This window comes from Chryseobacterium sp. MA9 (assembly GCF_024399315.1).
Classification (GTDB): Bacteria; Bacteroidota; Bacteroidia; order Flavobacteriales; family Weeksellaceae; genus Chryseobacterium.
In genome coordinates this window covers 1,263,087-1,280,582 of the sequence record NZ_CP075170.1, presented here as the reverse complement: position 1 = coordinate 1,280,582, position 17,496 = coordinate 1,263,087, and the positions used below count along the sequence as shown (strand labels likewise).

At 35.4% G+C, this 17,496-nt stretch carries 16 protein-coding genes; 10 read left to right on the top strand and 6 right to left on the bottom strand.

The window, feature by feature from the left end; translation table 11 throughout:
- Positions 1–76: 76 nt before the first annotated feature.
- The 4 genes from KIK00_RS05825 to KIK00_RS05810 form a co-directional block, all read right to left on the bottom strand.
- Entirely contained in the window at positions 77–1,708 is a 1,632-nt protein-coding gene (locus tag KIK00_RS05825; RefSeq protein ID WP_255815616.1) for a M1 family metallopeptidase, read from the bottom strand.
- Positions 1,709–1,831: 123 nt separating this feature from the next.
- Complete coding sequence (locus tag KIK00_RS05820) at positions 1,832–4,792, bottom strand: reprolysin-like metallopeptidase (protein WP_255815615.1); 2,961 nt, start codon at positions 4,790–4,792, stop codon at positions 1,832–1,834.
- A gap of 225 nt (positions 4,793–5,017) precedes the next feature.
- Positions 5,018–5,845, bottom strand: a complete 828-nt coding sequence (gene tatC / locus KIK00_RS05815; RefSeq protein ID WP_255815614.1) for a twin-arginine translocase subunit TatC — start codon at positions 5,843–5,845, stop codon at positions 5,018–5,020.
- A gap of 133 nt (positions 5,846–5,978) precedes the next feature.
- Positions 5,979–6,938, bottom strand: coding sequence for an SIS domain-containing protein (locus KIK00_RS05810; RefSeq protein WP_255815613.1), 960 nt, complete (start codon positions 6,936–6,938; stop codon positions 5,979–5,981).
- Between the two features lie 158 nt (positions 6,939–7,096).
- Between KIK00_RS05810 and recQ the strand changes: the two genes are divergently transcribed.
- The 7 genes from recQ to KIK00_RS05775 all read left to right on the top strand — a co-directional run bounded on the left by recQ (position 7,097) and on the right by KIK00_RS05775 (position 14,322).
- Positions 7,097–9,301, top strand: coding sequence for a DNA helicase RecQ (gene recQ, locus KIK00_RS05805; RefSeq protein WP_255815612.1), 2,205 nt, complete (start codon positions 7,097–7,099; stop codon positions 9,299–9,301).
- A gap of 1 nt (position 9,302) precedes the next feature.
- Entirely contained in the window at positions 9,303–9,857 is a 555-nt protein-coding gene (locus KIK00_RS05800) for a hypothetical protein (RefSeq protein ID WP_255815611.1), read from the top strand.
- Positions 9,858–9,867: 10 nt separating this feature from the next.
- Complete coding sequence (locus KIK00_RS05795; protein ID WP_255815610.1) at positions 9,868–10,950, top strand: glycosyltransferase; 1,083 nt, start codon at positions 9,868–9,870, stop codon at positions 10,948–10,950.
- Between the two features lie 78 nt (positions 10,951–11,028).
- Positions 11,029–11,379, top strand: a complete 351-nt coding sequence (locus KIK00_RS05790) for a hypothetical protein (RefSeq protein WP_255815609.1) — start codon at positions 11,029–11,031, stop codon at positions 11,377–11,379.
- Positions 11,380–11,427: 48 nt separating this feature from the next.
- Positions 11,428–11,814 (top strand): cupin domain-containing protein, encoded by a 387-nt coding sequence (locus KIK00_RS05785; protein WP_255815608.1) that lies wholly within the window; start codon positions 11,428–11,430, stop codon positions 11,812–11,814.
- A 130-nt stretch (positions 11,815–11,944) separates the two neighbouring features.
- Positions 11,945–13,348, top strand: a complete 1,404-nt coding sequence (gene lpdA / locus KIK00_RS05780) for a dihydrolipoyl dehydrogenase (protein ID WP_255815607.1) — start codon at positions 11,945–11,947, stop codon at positions 13,346–13,348.
- A 119-nt stretch (positions 13,349–13,467) separates the two neighbouring features.
- Positions 13,468–14,322, top strand: coding sequence for a DUF4476 domain-containing protein (locus KIK00_RS05775; protein ID WP_255815606.1), 855 nt, complete (start codon positions 13,468–13,470; stop codon positions 14,320–14,322).
- A gap of 73 nt (positions 14,323–14,395) precedes the next feature.
- Here the strand turns inward: KIK00_RS05775 and KIK00_RS05770 are convergent, their stop codons facing one another.
- Positions 14,396–14,842, bottom strand: a complete 447-nt coding sequence (locus KIK00_RS05770) for a hypothetical protein (protein WP_255815605.1) — start codon at positions 14,840–14,842, stop codon at positions 14,396–14,398.
- 137 nt (positions 14,843–14,979) lie between these two features.
- On the opposite strand from KIK00_RS05770, the gene KIK00_RS05765 reads away from it, so the two are divergent.
- Positions 14,980–15,804, top strand: coding sequence for a S1 RNA-binding domain-containing protein (locus tag KIK00_RS05765; RefSeq protein ID WP_255815604.1), 825 nt, complete (start codon positions 14,980–14,982; stop codon positions 15,802–15,804).
- A gap of 31 nt (positions 15,805–15,835) precedes the next feature.
- Here the strand turns inward: KIK00_RS05765 and KIK00_RS05760 are convergent, their stop codons facing one another.
- Complete coding sequence (locus KIK00_RS05760) at positions 15,836–16,213, bottom strand: helix-turn-helix domain-containing protein (protein ID WP_255815603.1); 378 nt, start codon at positions 16,211–16,213, stop codon at positions 15,836–15,838.
- A 179-nt stretch (positions 16,214–16,392) separates the two neighbouring features.
- Here KIK00_RS05760 and KIK00_RS05755 point away from each other — a divergent pair, with 179 nt between their 5' ends.
- Entirely contained in the window at positions 16,393–16,677 is a 285-nt protein-coding gene (locus KIK00_RS05755; RefSeq protein WP_255815602.1) for a hypothetical protein, read from the top strand.
- A gap of 74 nt (positions 16,678–16,751) precedes the next feature.
- Positions 16,752–17,480, top strand: coding sequence for a GLPGLI family protein (locus KIK00_RS05750; RefSeq protein WP_255815601.1), 729 nt, complete (start codon positions 16,752–16,754; stop codon positions 17,478–17,480).
- Positions 17,481–17,496: the final 16 nt, after the last annotated feature.

Here is a 17,496-nt window from a genome sequence, read left to right as displayed (position 1 = left end):
GTATTAAACTTTTCTTAAAATTTAAAACTAAAAAACAAAAAGGCAAATTTGCTGATGTGCGAATTTGCCTTTTACTTTATTTAGTATTATAATAGTTGATATAATAATTGAGGTTTAGTTCCACCGGAGTACTTTTTTTAAGCTTTACAGTCTGCCATTCTTCCGTAGGATTAATCGTTTGATCACCATTGATAATTATCGGTAATTTCAGATTTTTTACCACATCTGTATAACGGAACTTTAAAGTATCACCATTTTGAGCATACTCAAGGGTTGGAATTTTTATTGTTCTCAAATACTGATCAAAAACAGTTGAAAAATCAATACCCGATTTGGAGGAGATATAATGTTCAATCTGTTGTGTGGTTACGGTCTGATGATAAAAATCTTTATTTAAACCCCTCAGGATTTGTCTGAATTTTTCATCGTCATTAATAACCTGTCTTATCGTATGAAGCATGTTGGCTCCCTTCGGATACATATCTCCGCTGCCTTCATTTCTAACTCCATATTGGCCAATAATGGGAACGTCATTGTCTATCCCTTTCCTGATCCCCTGAACGTAGATTTCACCAGACTTTTTGTCCATATATTTTTCCGTAAAAAGAGTCTCGGAATAATTGGTAAAACTTTCATGGATCCACATATCAGCCTGGTCTTTTGCTGTAATATTGTTGGCGAACCATTCATGGCCGCTTTCATGAATAATAATGAAATCCCAGTTTAATCCCACTCCTGTCCCTGAAAGATCTCTGCCAAGATAGCCGTTCTGATATTTGTTTCCATAGGCTACATTACTCTGATGTTCCATACCAAGGTGAGGGGACTCTACAAGTTTGTATGAATCTTCATAAAACGGGTATGGCCCAAACCAGTATTCAAAAGCGGAAAGCATAGGTTTTACCTGTTGAAATTGTTTTTTTGCCTTGTCTAAATTATAGTCAAGCACCCAATAGTCCAGGTCCAGTTTTCCTTTTTCGCCCTCAAATGTATCTTTGAAATTTACATATTTTCCTATACTCGGTATAATGGAATAGGCATTGATAGGATTTTTAACCTCCCAGGTATATGTGGTTTTACTGCCGGTTGTTTTTTTATCAGTCAGTCTGCCGTTACCCACACCTACCAAGTCATTGGGAGTTACAATTTTCATAATGATTCCGTTATCAGGTTCATCACTCCAGATATCTTTGGTAGGAAGCCATATAGAGGCTCCTATTCCTTCGTCAGCAGCAGTCATCCATGGATTTCCTTTTTCATCTTTAGTGAAAACCCATCCTCCGTCCCAAGGTGCCCTTTTAGCAATAGTAGGCTTTCCGGAATACATGACATTGATGGTGTATTTTTCGCCTTTTTTGAATTTTTTATTGGTGGTAATAAAAATAAAGTCTCCATCCTGCTTATAATTGGCAATGGGAAAATTTCCTTCCACTTTATCAGCTTTCATAGGCTGCTGAAGATCAATCTGGAAAACAGGATTGGTGACGTCTTTTATGATTTCAAAACTGATTTTATTATTTCCTTTAATACTTTTCTGCTCAAAATCCGGCTCTACGGAAAGGTCATATTTTTTGACATCCCAGAAATTTCTGAATTCAGTATTGGACCCCTTTAAAGTATCCTGTTTGGTGAAAACCTTACCTTTCTCAAAGAACTGTCCGAAAACCAGTCCTGATGCAAATAAGAGTGTATATGATAACTTTTTCATTTAGATTTTATTAATAATCTTTTCAAAAATATAAAATTAAAATTAATAGCCATGCTGGAACTCAAATTAAATAAAGACATAAAAAAAGCCCGGTCATTCCCGGGCTGTAAAAACTGGAAGGTTTTATTTTTTGATGAATTTCAGATTTGAAGTCGTTCCTTTGTCTTCAATTGAAATAATATAAGTTCCTGTAGTTAAATTGGATACGGAGATTTTATTATCATTAATCTGGCCATTCATTACTTTCTGACCCGCCATATTGGTAATGATAAACTGAGCTTTAGATGAAATCTGAGTTACATTTAATACATCACTTGCCGGGTTAGGGTATATCTGAATTGAGTTCTTGTCTTTCACGGTTTCATTCGTGGAAAGCTGCTGCTGGATCAATACCGGATAATCCTCAACTTCACCATACTGCTGGTTGCTGCAACCACTGCTTGGCTGGCTTTCATATCCCAGTACAACTCTCATAATTACATTTCCTCCCGTATAAGCATCTGCTGGTACTGAGAATGTTCCGGAAACAGGTGTTGCTATACTAGGTGCACTGGTATAGATTACTTCAGATGAAGAGAATACTCCGTCTTTGTTGAAGTCTATCCATGCTGTTACTCCGTCATTATATTGAGAACCTGTCCATGCTTTGGTAATGCTTACATTGTTACCTGAAGATCCGGACATAAGCGTGATCAGTTTCGAAGGATCTGTAGTGTAATCTGTATAAGGAGTGTTGTTGCTGCTATTTGAAACAGGGCCCATTCCCGCAGCGGTTACTGTAACATTGGAAATATACTCATCAGCAGCATTGGTTCCGGTTATTGAACATTTAGCAAATGAAGCTGTTGTGAAGTTTGTTGATGATGAATAAGAACCTACAGAGGCCCCACAAACATTAGCTACCTGTACTTCGTATTGAGTGGATTCAGTAAGTCCTGAGATGTTATAAGCATTTGTAGAAACAGGAACAGTAGTCCATGTTGCTGTTCCTACTTTTCTATACATTACAGAATACGTTGCTCCTACTAAAGCTGTCCAGTTTACAGATGCTGAAGTTCTTGTAATACCTGTTACTGTAATACCTGTTGGAGCAGATGTTGTACAGGCACTTGCAGATGCAGAAACAGTAGCATTTCCAACCGCATAGAACACATTATCAATTGCGCTTACTCTTATTTTTACGCTGGCACCTGTTGCCAAAGAAGAGAACGAAAATGGCTCAGATCCGTCGTTAGCGGTGGATGAATTAATAACCGTCCATGTAGTTCCGTTGTCTGTAGTATAATCTATTTTAACATTCTGTACATTATACGGAGCATTATTAGTGTTTACCACATCCCAGGTAACAGCTCCCGGTGTATTATTGTAAACAGTAGCTGATGTTACTTTGAAAGGTCCTTCATTTCCTATATCCACTTTCATCAGACTGCTTTGTGTCTGCTGTTGCGCAACATTCGGATTATTATCTCTCACGGTTACCTTGAAATTCATAGTTCTTGGTATATTAGATACGGTTTCCCAATCTGCAGCACTGGTAAGAGCACCATTAAGAACATTTGTGAATTTAGGAAAATAACGCGTAGGAGAGTTTGTTGGCATTAGAGATCTGAAGTTTGAACCATTATTTCTGGTTGCACTTACCGGCCCAAAAGCGGAAGTAGCCAGATCATATTGTTCCCAGGTATAGGTCATCGGATCATTTTGTGTATCTGTTGCAGAAGCCGTTAACACAAAAGCTGTTCCTTTAGGGATCATTTTATTGACCATTGGCTGTATAGAAGGAGGTGTATTTGCTACTGTTGTAATAATACCGCAATCCTGAGAATTGACATATGCTCCTACTTCTTCAATATTTTTAGTATGAAAATAAGCATCAGAATGCATCTGAACATTATAGTTGGTAATACCGGCATATCCCATAATAGTAGATCCGGATCCCGGCTCCATATGGGCACCATGTAAAGCAATAGACATTGTGTGTGCTGCACCAAACTGATGGCCGATTTCATGAGCTACAAAATCTATATCATAATTGTCTCCGAAAGGCTGATCCGGAGTGGATGGTGACGTGATTCCTGCACCTTTAGAAGTAGCATCATTGTTGCTTGCAGGATTTCTGCAGACATTTCCTACATCTCCGGCACTTCCACCACCACCTCTGTGGCCAAAGAAGTGCCCTATATCATATGCATTGTTACCTACACCGGCAGTATTGGAAAGAGTTTGCTGAAGCTGCAGATTCCATGCACCGGGAGCACTATATGTTCCATTTGGATTTGTTATCACATTAGAATAAGGGTCTGTGGTGGGATCTGGAAATATGAGTTGTGGAAGATCCTGTACAATCATATGGATTCCAAAATCTTTTTCAAAAACACCATTTACACGGTTCATTGTAGCATTAATACGGGCTGCAGCAGCAGGAACACCTCCGGCAAGTTGTGTGTATTCACCATTTACGGAGACAGCAATTCTATAGGTTCTGTATTTTTGTTCATTACTTTTATTAGCATTACCTAGCCCGTTTAAAACATTTTTTGTTTTGAGCAGCTTATTCATTTCTTTCTTTGCCTTCTCGGGCTCAGAAGTTCTGCATTCGAAAGGATCTTCATGAGACTTGTTGGATTTGAAAAAAACTCCATATACATCCTTTCCTTTGTTGATGGGCTCTATGAATTCGTATTTGCCTGTATTGGAGTCGAATGTCATAGATTGGAAATCGTTTGGTGCAGTACTGAACCGGATTTGTTTATGTGGGTTATCCAGTCCGATACCGGAATATGCTCCCAATTCATATCTGTCCGCCATAGATTTTTCCACTACAGGCGAGCTGTAAACTGAAAATCTTTCAATCCTTCCGTCTGCTGTAGGAAGGGAGATGATTACGGGGCTTCCTCCTTTTCCAGCTTCAGGAGTGTTTTTCAGCTGATCTCTCAATGCAGAAAGATCAAACTTGTAGGCATATTCTACCTTTACTTCTTTTCTTACCGGTGTGACTTTCTCCGAGACCGGCTCCCAGCGCTGTGCCTGTAAACCGCTCAGACTTAAAGCCAATGCACAGACGAAAATAATTTTCTTTTTCATATTTTTTATTTATTGTTATTGGAGTTTTTAAATATAGTACGTTTTTTTTAATCTTTTACTGATAATATCGTGTTAATTATTCCTAACTTTATAATATTAGCTAAATTTTCTTCTTGTTTTAAGTTATATTAAGAATAAATATAATTAAGGTTAATTTTTTTAATAAAAAAACGCTATCATTCAATTGAATAATAGCGCTTAGATTTTTATTAGTGAAAATACTAGTTATTTCTGTACTGCAGGAAGGTTTCCATTGCTTTTCTGTACCCTCTTATACGTGAATGTACACATCATAATACTGAATTCATACAAAATAAGGAGTGGGAATGCAGCCATCAGCATACTTAAAACGTCTGCAGGAGTAATGATTGCAGCCACCACCATAATCAAAACAATAGCGTGACGACGGTATGTTTTCATAAATGTAGGAGTAAGAATTCCGATGCTGGTAAGGAAATAGATCAGAATCGGGAAAAGGAAGATAACACCCATCCCCAAAACTACCTGCAAAAATAAAGTGGTATAATCACTTAGGTCATAAAGCGGAACGATAATGTCTGAAATTTTAAAAATAACCCCGAAATTAACCGCAAACGGAAGGATTAAAAAATAACCGCATAATACTCCGGTCATGAAAAGAATCCATACCGCATTAATAATATAAATAGAATTTTTTCTCTCTCTCGGATGTAAAGCAGGACCGATAAATCGCCATAATTCCCATACAATATAAGGAAACGCGGCTACCATTCCTCCAAAAACAGAAACAGCCATCATTACATTGAACTGCTGATACAATCTCTGCACACGAACAGGAAAGTCTTTCGGAAGATGAATACTGTCTTCTCCTAAAATCATTCTTGAAAAATGATTAACAACTCTGAAGGTTGGGAAATCATTTCTGGTGGGCCCAAAAAAGATATGGTCCATAATCCAGTTGATATTAAAACCAACCACAAAAGCCGCAATTATGATAGCAATAATCGAACGGATCAGATGCCCTCTTAATTCTCCTATATGTCCAAGAAAGGACATGTCTTTACCATCACTCACAGAATACATTTTTAAAGCGCAAATTTATAAAAAAAATGACAGAAGTAAGCGTCTGCGGATTATTAGTTAAATTTTACTCTTGATCTGCAAATCATCTTTCACTCATTAATCTCTAAACTTTGGATTATATTTTCTAATTAATCCCCTCGTCCAGCAGTTTATGCAGATCTATAATCCCGAAATACTTTCCGTTTTCTGTTACAATAAGCTGGCCGATATTATTTTCTTTCAGTGTTTTCATAGCTTCTTTGGCCAGTGCATCTTTCTCAATAGTTCTTGGATGGGCAGACATAATATCTTTAGCCAATACCTTACTGATATCTTCTCCTTTCATCAGCATCCTTCTTAGATCTCCGTCTGTAATAACACCAATGATCTGATCTGAATTCGTTACTACTGTGATTCCATGGCTTGATGCACTGATTGAGATAATGACATCTCTTATTGATGAATCTTCTGTAACCTGTGGTTTTTGAGAAGAAAGAAACTGTTCTACCTTAGAAGTCAGGTTTTTTCCTAAGCTTCCTCCGGGATGAAATTTGGCAAAATCATTAGCTTTGAAACCATTCAGCTCCATTAAAGCAACAGCCAAAGCATCTCCCAAAGCCATCTGAATTGTGGTAGAGCTGGTAGGTGCCAGTTTATTCGGACAGGCTTCAACGTCAACGTGAGTATCTAAAATAATTTCAGAAAACTCAGCCAGTTTACTTTTTTTATTTCCCGTCATCCCGATCAAAGCGGAAGAATAGTCTCTTAAATAAGGAACCAGATTGGCTATTTCCGGAGAATTTCCGGAATTTGAGATGCATAAAACAACATCCTGTTTTTGAATCACTCCCAGATCTCCATGGATAGCTTCTGAAGCATGCAGGAACTGTGAAGGGGTACCCGTTGAGTTTAAGGTAGCTACAATTTTATTTCCTACATGGGCTGATTTTCCAATTCCTACTACAATAAGCTTTCCTTTTGCTGAGTTGATGATTTCTACTGCCTGTGCAAATTCGTCATCAATTCTGTTTTTTAATTTTTCGAGTTCAGAAATCTCTATTTCTAAAGTGGTTTTTGCAATTGATATAATGTTGGTTCTATCCATTTTATGATGATATGGTATACAAAAAAGTTCTTTAAAAACGTTATATTTTAAAAAGAATATTTAATATAAGTTTTATTTTTTATAAATTCGTTCGCTTTTATTTTAAGCGAAATTTTTATAACTTTGGGTGTGATGCAAATTTAGCAATAGAAAATTAGATGAGCGCAAAAAAAGCCAATTTATCAGGCGAATTGAAAAAGTATTTTGGGTTTTCTACATTTAAGGGCCAGCAGGAACAAATTATAGACAACCTATTGAATGGGAAAGATATATTTGTTTTAATGCCCACAGGTGGTGGAAAATCATTATGTTATCAGCTTCCGGCACTTATTTCGGAAGGTACGGCAATCGTCGTTTCGCCATTGATAGCGTTGATGAAGAACCAGGTAGATGCAGTGAACGGCCTTTCATCTGAGGATGGGGTAGCGCATGTATTAAATTCCTCATTAAACAAAACGCAGACCAAGCAGGTTTTTGACGATATTAAAAGCGGCAAAACCAAACTTCTGTATGTAGCTCCTGAATCATTAATAAAAGATGATTACCTGGATTTTTTGAAAGATGTTAAAATTTCTTTCTTTGCTATCGACGAAGCCCACTGTATTTCAGAGTGGGGACATGATTTCAGACCTGAATACAGGAATCTGAAACAGATTATAGACAGAATCGCCAATGTACCGGTGATTGCTTTAACGGCTACTGCTACTCCTAAGGTTCAGGATGATATCCAGAAGACTTTAGGAATGACTAATGCATTGGTATTCAAAGAAAGTTTCAACCGTCCTAATCTATATTATGAAGTATGTCCTAAAATTAATATAGATAGAGAAGTCGTTAAGTTTATCAATCAGCATAAAGGGAAATCAGGAATTGTATACTGCCTGAGCCGAAGAAAAGTTGAAGAATTTGCCCAGCTTCTGCAGGTAAACGGAATCAATGCACTTCCTTACCACGCGGGTCTTGACCAGAAAGTGAGAGTCGCAAATCAGGATAAATTCCTGATGGAAGAAGTGGATGTGATTGTTGCAACCATTGCCTTTGGGATGGGAATTGATAAGCCGGATGTACGTTTTGTGATCCACTACGACTTTCCAAAATCATTGGAAAGCTACTACCAGGAAACCGGAAGAGCAGGAAGAGACGGAGGCGAAGGCCACTGTCTGGCATTCTACGATCCTAAAGACATTGAAAAATTAGAAAAATTCCTGGCACAAAAACCCGTTTCAGAAAGAGAAATCGGATTACAGCTTTTAAATGAAGTAGTAGGCTATGCTGAAACTTCAATGAGCAGAAGGCAATATATTCTTTATTATTTTGGGGAAAGTTTCGATCCGGTAAAAGGAGACGGAGCCAATATGTGTGACAATTCATCCAATCCGCCAAAAGTAAAGGATGCCACTGCAGATTTAAAAAAATCGCTGGAACTTATTAATGATACAGGAGAAAAATTCAAGTCCAAAGATCTGATTGCCGTTATCGTAGGTAAAGAAAATGCAGTGACAAAATCTTACAAACTTGAACAAAGTTCTTATTTTGGCTTTGGAAAAGATGAAAAAGATAATTACTGGAAAACAATCCTGAGACAGGCAACCGTTCAGAACTTTTTACAAAAAGATATTGAAACATATGGTGTCTTAAAGATTACAGAAAAAGGAAAAACGGTCCTGAATGGTACCTCTAAAGACGTATTTTTAATTGCTGAAGACAGAGAATTTGACCTTACCCAGGCAAAAGCTGAAAGTGATCAGGTACAGCAGCAGGCTGGCGGAGGTATGGATCAGAACCTTTTTAACCTGCTGAAAGAACTGAGGAAAAAAGTAGCCAAAAAACATGGAATTCCACCGTATACCGTGTTTATGGATCCGAGTTTGGAAGATATGACCGTTCAGTATCCGATCACAGTAGATGAAATTAACAAAATCTATGGAGTAGGTGAAGGAAAAGCTAAAAAGTACGGTAAAGAATTCGCAGACTACATCAAAACATATGTAGAAGATAATAATATCGAACGTACTCAGGATATGGTACTGAAGCAGGTGGCCAACAAGTCAAGCCATAAAGTTTTCATTATCCAGAGTACTGATAAAAAGATTGACCTTGAAGATATTGCAAGAGCTAAAAACCTTTCTATGGATGAACTTCTGAAAGAAATGGAAAGGATTGTATATCAGGGAACAAAGCTGAATATCGATTATTATATTGAAGATAATTTTGATGAAGACATCGTAGACGGATTCATGGAGTTCATGAACGAATCTGAAAGTGACAGCATGAAGGTGTTGCTGGATGAATTCGGAGATGAACTGTCTGATGAAGAAGTGAGAATGTTGAGAATTAAATTCATCAGTGACGTAGCAAATTAAAATGATTTTAAACAATAACGAAATAATTTTAAAAGAAATTCTTCCTGAGAAGAGTTTCTTTTTTAATATGACAGAAAAGTTGAGAACAGCTTTTTCTATATTTTACCTTGCAATTGGTGTATTTTTTATTATGAGTAGCTTAAACTCCAGTTTTTGGCTTTTCTCGATAATGGCAGTTGTAATTTTTTGTAATGCTTTATACATTTCTTTTTTCAGATGGATTGTAAAGTATTGGAAACTGAAAAATAACTATTACGTAATTACAAACCAAAGAATAGCTATCGTTGAAAAGGGAAGTGGGAAAATTTTAAAATTTAAAGAACTGAATGAAATAGATCAGGTGAACGCTGAAATGAATTCGAAACATTTTGGCAATATCATTTTTGGTGAACCTGAAAATATGTTTGGTAAAGATGATGAGAATTTTTCTTTTTTTAGAAGAAGAGGAGTCAATTTTGCTGAAGACAAATATGCTTTTTTAAGTGTTGGAAATATTCACGAAATTATTCCTGTATTTAATGAGTTGGGATTGAAGGTTAATAAAACTTTTTACTAACTTTACATTGATGAAAAAGATATCTGTCATATTTATTCTGCCGGACTTAGAAACCGGGGGAGCAGAAAGGATTGTTACTACTATAGCGAACCATCTTTCCAGAGATCGGTTTGAACCCAAGATTTTGCTGTTACGTAAACAAGGCGGATATCTGAATTTTCTGAAAAAAGATGTTGAAATTATTGATATCAATACTGAAAGAATAAGACACTCCTTAAAGCCTATTTTAGGGGAAATCTACAGAAGAAAACCTGATATTGTATTCTCTGGTTTTGGTGAGGTAAATGCCTATTTATCATTATTCATAAAGCTTTTTCCAAGAACAAAATTTATTGCCCGGGAAACCAATGTTGTGACCCAGCATGTAACCCGTAAAGAGATTAAATTTTTCTATAATTTTTACAACAACTATCAGAGAATCATTGCGCAGAGTGATGATATGATGAAGGACCTTGTTGATAATTTTAATATTAAAAAGAAAAAAATTGTCAAGATCAATAATCCTGTAGACTTTGATTTTATTGAAGATAAAATGGCATTGTCTTTAAAACCCGAATGTTTCAAATACAATTATAAAAATGTAGTAGCCATTGGTAACTTATCATCCAGAAAAGGGTTTGATAACCTGTTGAAGGTTTTTTCCAGACTGAAGAATGAAAACATTATGCTTCATATTCTGGGCGATGGAAAAGATAAGGATATCTTACATCAGACCAAAGAACTCTTAGGATTAAAAAAAGTGATTTTCCATGGCAGACAGGATAATCCCTACCAATATCTGAAATATGCGGATCTATTTGTACTTTCTTCAAGATACGAAGGATTCCCGAATGTACTTCTGGAAGCGGGAGCCTGCGGTACCTATTCTCTGGCTAATAACTGCCCCGGAGGAATTAATGAAATCATCCAGCATAATGTAAATGGTGAAGTCGCCGATATTGAAAACTATGATGGTTTTGCCCAACAGATTGTAAAGGTATTGCAGAACAATTATAATAGAGACGCTATAAAAAACTCTATTAAATCAAGGTTTTCAAAGAATATTATTCTGGATAAATATGAAAAGGTATTGTTGGATTTAATAAAACCTTAGTGATCCTTATTTGCTTTATGATTGGTTAATTTCTTACTTTTGGAGCTATAAATTTTATCCGAAAACCAATTTTCATTCATGAATAAAATCCAAAAATTAGGATGTGCCTGTGAGAAGCCTACTTCAAATTATACAGAATATAGAAGTTCAGCATTAGGAATTGATCATACAAACGGGAGATATGGAGAAGTAACAATTCAACAGTGCAAGTTGTGCCAGAGAATATGGATACATTATTTTGTAGAATATGAAAGTTTTTCCAAATCAGGAAGATGGTACAAAGGAATTATTTCTAAAAAAGACCGTCCTCAAATAACCCCGGAAAATGCAGTAGAGTATCTGGAAAGCCTTGACTGGTATGTATATGGTGGTTCTTTTTTTGAAAGTACAGGTGAATTCGGACAAGGAAAATTAAATGTGAGTTTGTAGTATTTTATGTTGATTTAAGAATAAGTAGCACAATTAAATATCAAATTTATGAAGCCATTTATAATCGTTATTTTGATGCTGAATTCTGTTGTAATGATAGCTCAGCATAAGACAATTTCCAGAAAAGAGTTATTAAAAACTGCTCTTGATCAGAAAGTAAAATCCACCGAGATTCAGGAAATAACAATGGCTGCAGGACAAGGAGCTCCCAAACATCTGCACCCCTGTCCCGTTTTAGGAATCATTAATTCAGGAGAGGCTGTCTTTCAGATAGAAGGACAGGAAAGTGTTATCCTTCATCAGGGAGATGCTTTCTATGAACCTAAAAATACTAATATTCTTCATTTTGATAATGCCTCAGCAGAAAAGCCACTCATCTTTACTGCAATTTATTTGAAGGAGGGAAGTGAGGAAAATATAAAATTCATAAAATAACATTTTTCATAAAACTAAAGCATATAATTATCATTTTTAAAATTGATAAAACTCACTTTGGTGCTTGGTAATTTATATGTAAATTTGTGAGAATTAAGATAGATAATAATAAACAAATTCATAGAATAACATGAGTCAATTCGATGTTACCGTAATAGGTTCTGGTCCCGGTGGTTATGTTGCTGCTATCCGTGCAGCACAATTAGGTTTCAAAACAGCAATTATTGAAAAATATTCAACTTTAGGCGGAACTTGTCTTAACGTTGGATGTATTCCGTCAAAAGCGCTTCTTGACAGCTCTGAGCATTTCGAAAATGCAAAACACAATTTTGCAGGTCACGGAATCATCATCAATGAGCCGCAAGCAGATATCGCAAGAATGATCGAACGTAAAAACGAAGTGATCAAGCAGAATACAGATGGAATCAGCTACCTGATGAACAAAAACAAGATTACCGTTTTTGAAGGCGTGGGAAGCTTTGAATCTGCTACTCAGATTAAAGTTACAAAAAACGACGGTTCTACTGAAACTATCGAATCTAAATATACAATCATTGCAACGGGATCTAAACCATCTGCATTGCCTTTCATCTCTTTAGATAAAGAAAGAGTGATTACTTCTACAGAAGCTTTAAACCTTAAAGAAATTCCTAAACATTTAGTAGTAATCGGAGGAGGTGTTATCGGTCTTGAATTAGGTTCTGTATACCTAAGATTAGGAGCTCAGGTAACTGTTGTCGAATTTATGGATAAAATCATCCCAGGAATGGATGGAGCTTTAAGCAAAGAATTGACTAAAGTTCTTAAAAAACAAGGAATGAAGTTTATGCTTTCTACTGCGGTTTCTGCGGTTGAAAGAAACGGAGATACTGTAAAGATCACTGCTAAAGATAAAAAAGGAGAAGAAGTAGTAGTAGAAGGAGATTACTGTTTGGTTTCTGTAGGAAGAAAACCTTACACAGATGGTCTTGGACTTGAAAAAGCAGGGGTAGAACTTGACGAAAGAGGAAGAGTAAAAGTAAACGACCACCTACAAACTAATGTAGCTAATATCTATGCGATCGGTGACGTTATCAAAGGGGCTATGCTTGCTCACAAAGCTGAAGAAGAAGGAGTTTTTGTTGCTGAAACATTAGCAGGACAAAAACCTCACATTAACTATAATCTGATTCCTGGTGTTGTTTATACTTGGCCGGAAGTTGCAGGAGTTGGTAAAACTGAAGAGCAGTTAAAAGAAGAAGGAGTAGCTTACAAAGTAGGATCTTTCCCAATGAGAGCATTAGGTAGAAGCCGTGCAAGTGGTGATGTCGATGGTCTTGTGAAGATTATTGCAGACGAAAAAACAGATGAGGTTTTAGGGATGCACATCATCGGAGCTAGAGCCGCTGACCTTATTGCTGAAGGAGTAATTGCTATGGAATTCCGTGCAAGTGCTGAAGATATTGCAAGAAGTTCTCACGCTCACCCAACGTATGCAGAAGCAATTAAAGAAGCTGCATTGGATGCTACAGGGAAAAGACCAATCCATATGTAATAATTGGTTAAAAGATTTAATCATTTAAATATTTAAAATTAAAGGCTGTTTCTTTTTTGAAGCAGCCTTTTTATGTGGCTTTTGGCATGAAAATGGAGATTATTTTTGAAATTTCATGTATGAAAAAGATTTTTATTAGTTGGATGCTTTTAATAGGGATGAGCTCATTTGCTCAGGAAGCAGGAAAAGCAGGTGAGTTATTGAAAAATGAAGCTTCCACCACAGAAATGAAGGCTCCTAAAAGCTTCAATGAAAGAAACAAAATTTTTGACCAATCAAGACCCGGAAACAATCCGGCTCCTCAAGGAAACAGAATCAAAAATCCCAGCTACCAATGGAACAGAAACTATGGATATGCAGAAGTTTTTCTGAGAATTCCTGAGCAAGGTTTTTTTACTGTTGAAGTTGGAGATCAGATAATAGCAAACGGTTCAGGAAAATACAGATTCTTTGATTTGTCGTCAGGGAGAATGCCTATTTCCATCTATGAGAACGGTTTTCTGATGTACAGAACAACTTTGATGCTTCGAAATAATAATAGAATGGTGCTGGATTTTTTCACCAATGAAGGTTTATATCTTTTGGATTCTTATCCCGTTCAGGGTCAATATGGCTTCAATGACTGGAATGATGTATGGAATAATCCTTACGGAAATCAGTCAGGAGATGGATATAATCAGGGTAATGTAATGGATAATAATTCTTTTCGTCAGTTTTTTGATATGATGATGAGGAATGAGAGGTTTGACGATGGAAAAATTGCTATGATCAATCAGCAGATGCGAACTTCTATGTTCACTTCCGCACAAATAAGAGATCTGGTAAAAGCAATCAGTTTTGATAATAAAAAATTGGCACTCGCTAAATCTATGTACCGTAATTGTGCAGATAAAAACCGATATTTTATGGTATATGATGCTTTTGATTTTGAAAGCAGCAAGCGGGAACTGATGGATTATATTTCTAATTTATAATATTCAATAGAAACGGGTTTTAGCCCGTTTATTTTTTACAATCAATCCATTGGCTTCTGCCAAAACGTATTTTCTACATGATTTTTAGATTATCATAAAACATAGAATGTTTCGGAGCAATATTAAACTGGATTCCAAAAGTTACTCCTTTAAAATATTTTTCTCTATGGATAGGGAAGGCATAACCGCTATTGAGAAACACCATATTGAATAACGAAACACCAATTCTTGGTTCCAGTGAGTATGGATTGCCGGATATTCCCAGCAATAGTCCGGTGCGGAGAAGATTGATGTTGATCTCTGGGATTAATTTATCTGTCTTATTTACATGCGTATAAAGCAGAGATGGTCCAATAATAATAGAACCTTCATAGCTTTTGCCCAATCTGTATTCTAATCCTGCCTGCAGAACGTTTCTTCCAGTGTATCGGTAAGAAATATTCAGTGCCGTTTTCTCAAGCAACTGAGCATTTGAAAAGATAACCGAAAGGAGCAGAGATAGGATGAAATACTTTTTCATGATTATTTTTTTGTTCAAATGTAAGGGTTTTACGGCCTTTATAAAAAATGAAAATAATTCTTCAAAAGAATTATAACAGCATTAACTAGGTTGGCATCTTCAAATTTCCGTACCTTTGTCAGCTAATTTTATCATCAATGCAACTCGGAAAAACTCAGACTTTAACAATTTCAGAACAAATTAATTCAGGATGGATCCTCGTAGACGAATCCGGAGAAAAAGCTTTTCTGCCTAAAATCTTTATTCAGGATGAAAAAGAAATAGGTGATGAAGTTGAAGTTTTTGTGTATCAGGATGACGATAAATTAAAGGCAACTACTGAAATTCCATTAGCTGAAGTAGGTGAATTTGCGGTGATGAGCTGTGTACAGAGTCTTCCAAGTGGAGCTTTTATGGATTGGGGAATCATTAAAGATTTATTTATCCCTTACAAACAGCAGAAAACCAAAATTATCGAAGGTAAAAGATATCTGGTTTACATTTATGTAGATGAAGATATGGAGTTGATTACGGGCACAACAAAGTTTAAAAGAAATCCGCAGTATGATGATCTTCCGTTTCAAAAAGGAGACAAAGTAGATCTGCTTATGATGAACGAAAGTGAACTGGGCTGGAATGTGGTGATCAACAAACAATACATTGGTTTGATATATGCTTCCGATGTTTTCAAAAAACTATATCCACTGTCAGAAGAAACAGGATACATCAAAACCATCCGTGAAGACGGGAAAATAGATATTTCTTTACAGCCGGAAGGTTTTGAAAATATTGACGAGTTCAAACAGAAAATTCTTAACAAACTGGAAGAAAACTACGGACTTCTGTATGTATCTGATAAGTCTTCACCTGAAGAGATCAAAGATGAACTTCAGATGAGTAAGAAAAACTTTAAAAAGGCGATCGGAGGACTTTATAAAGATAAGATCATCGATATTTCAGACGATAAGATCAAATTATTATAAACAAAAGACGGGCAGAAATTTCTGCCCGTTTTTATTTTTTTTCTTTCAAAAATGAGATTTGTTCTTTTAGCATGACTATCTGGTCGTCTTTTGACTGGATTAGCTTGTCATATGTTTCTTTAATATCCTTAATAATATCTTTATAATCATTATTGATAATTTCTACATAGCCGTTTCCTTCATTGGATTGATTATTAAATACATTTTTAGTATCTATATCCAAAAGATTGGATAAATCTTCGTCGAGAATTTCAGATATTTTCATCAATCTTTCCACACTTAGTTTAGTTTCTCCGGTTTCTATTTTGCGATAAGCAGCAGGAGTGATGTCTAATTCATGAGCCATGTTTTCGAAAGTATAGCCTTTTTTACTCCTTTGTTGAGCTATTTTTTCAATAATTTTCTCCATTTCCATCATTTATATTTATTTTCCTCAAAAGTATATATTTTTTTATTAAAAGTAAAGATATTTTTACCAAAAGTATTTCTCCGCGTGGAGGGATATAGTTAGTTTAGCTAATGAAAAACACAAGTGCACAAATGTTTTTTTAGTGTATTAAAATTATTACAAATTAAAAATTTCATTTTATGAAAAAAATTCTATTCACGGCGCTTTTAGTTGCTGGAACAACTTTAGGATTTGCTAAAGACAACGTACAAAAAAATGAAGTAGAGACTGCTACAACAAAAGAAGTAAAACAATTTGTAAAAGCTCTTCAAATCAATTCTATTGAAGAAGATTTATTAAAAGCAACTTGTACGGATATTCATGCTTTTTTTGATGAAGTTGATGGAGAATTAGAGTATCAAGGGTCAATGGAGATAAGTTATGAATGTGACAATGCTGAAGTTAGCCTCTATATTTGGTACTAATTAATACTAAACTTAATTTGATAATTTGATAAGAGACTTATTTAAGTCTCTTATCTTGGTAAATTTATTTTGAAATGTATAAATCTATTATATTCTTTTCATTCTTTTTTTCAATATTTATCCATTCACAGGAAAAATTAAAAGTAAACTACGAAGTTATTCATCAAACTAATGTTTCCTGGGGAGACGCAAATTTATCTGATGAAATGAAAGATCAAATGCTGAAAAAAATAGAACAGCTAAAAAAGCGCCCCGAATCTTGTATTCTCTACTATTATGGAGGAAATTCTTATTTTACAGAATTAGTATCGGATGAAAAAAACATAAATAAAAAACAAAAAAAGGAATACTTTAAATTTAAAAACCAAAACAGTTATTATCAGTTAAATGATTACAGAGTTGAGGAATTCTACGGATATTATCCAGACAGCAGCTCTGAGATTGAATATAAGAACGAAAATCTGATTATTGAAAATTATCTCTGTAAACTAGCAATTGTCAAAACAGGTAATATTATCAGTAAAGTATGGTATACTGAGGAAATTCCGGTGTCCGCCGGACCCTATAACTATAACAGCCTGCCAGGTTTGGTTTTGAAAGTTGAAAATTCTAAATATTTGTGTTATGCTACTCATATTTCCAAAGATTGTAAAGAACAGGAAATAAAAAAAATGGACTCCAAGCTTTCGGTCTATAAAGGACTAGAATTGGAGACAAAAATAAAAGAAGGCCGGGATAAAATGAGAAAGAATGGAAGAGAAAATTTAGAAGCATTTAAACAAAAAATGCAAAACTCTAAGTAGAATTAAATTGAATATT

Excerpts from the sequence above, each read along its gene's own strand:
- KIK00_RS05825 (WP_255815616.1), bottom strand. The coding sequence starts at position 1,708 with ATGAAAAAGTTATCATATACACTCTTATTTGCATCAGGACTGGTTTTC.
- KIK00_RS05820 (WP_255815615.1), bottom strand. The coding sequence starts at position 4,792 with ATGAAAAAGAAAATTATTTTCGTCTGTGCATTGGCTTTAAGTCTGAGC.
- KIK00_RS05810 (WP_255815613.1), bottom strand. The coding sequence starts at position 6,938 with ATGGATAGAACCAACATTATATCAATTGCAAAAACCACTTTAGAAATA.
- recQ (WP_255815612.1), top strand. The coding sequence starts at position 7,097 with ATGAGCGCAAAAAAAGCCAATTTATCAGGCGAATTGAAAAAGTATTTT.
- KIK00_RS05800 (WP_255815611.1), top strand. The coding sequence starts at position 9,303 with ATGATTTTAAACAATAACGAAATAATTTTAAAAGAAATTCTTCCTGAG.
- KIK00_RS05795 (WP_255815610.1), top strand. The coding sequence starts at position 9,868 with ATGAAAAAGATATCTGTCATATTTATTCTGCCGGACTTAGAAACCGGG.
- KIK00_RS05790 (WP_255815609.1), top strand. The coding sequence starts at position 11,029 with ATGAATAAAATCCAAAAATTAGGATGTGCCTGTGAGAAGCCTACTTCA.
- KIK00_RS05785 (WP_255815608.1), top strand. The coding sequence starts at position 11,428 with ATGAAGCCATTTATAATCGTTATTTTGATGCTGAATTCTGTTGTAATG.
- lpdA (WP_255815607.1), top strand. The coding sequence starts at position 11,945 with ATGAGTCAATTCGATGTTACCGTAATAGGTTCTGGTCCCGGTGGTTAT.
- KIK00_RS05775 (WP_255815606.1), top strand. The coding sequence starts at position 13,468 with ATGAAAAAGATTTTTATTAGTTGGATGCTTTTAATAGGGATGAGCTCA.
- KIK00_RS05770 (WP_255815605.1), bottom strand. The coding sequence starts at position 14,842 with ATGAAAAAGTATTTCATCCTATCTCTGCTCCTTTCGGTTATCTTTTCA.
- KIK00_RS05765 (WP_255815604.1), top strand. The coding sequence starts at position 14,980 with ATGCAACTCGGAAAAACTCAGACTTTAACAATTTCAGAACAAATTAAT.
- KIK00_RS05760 (WP_255815603.1), bottom strand. The coding sequence starts at position 16,213 with ATGGAGAAAATTATTGAAAAAATAGCTCAACAAAGGAGTAAAAAAGGC.
- KIK00_RS05755 (WP_255815602.1), top strand. The coding sequence starts at position 16,393 with ATGAAAAAAATTCTATTCACGGCGCTTTTAGTTGCTGGAACAACTTTA.
- KIK00_RS05750 (WP_255815601.1), top strand. The coding sequence starts at position 16,752 with ATGTATAAATCTATTATATTCTTTTCATTCTTTTTTTCAATATTTATC.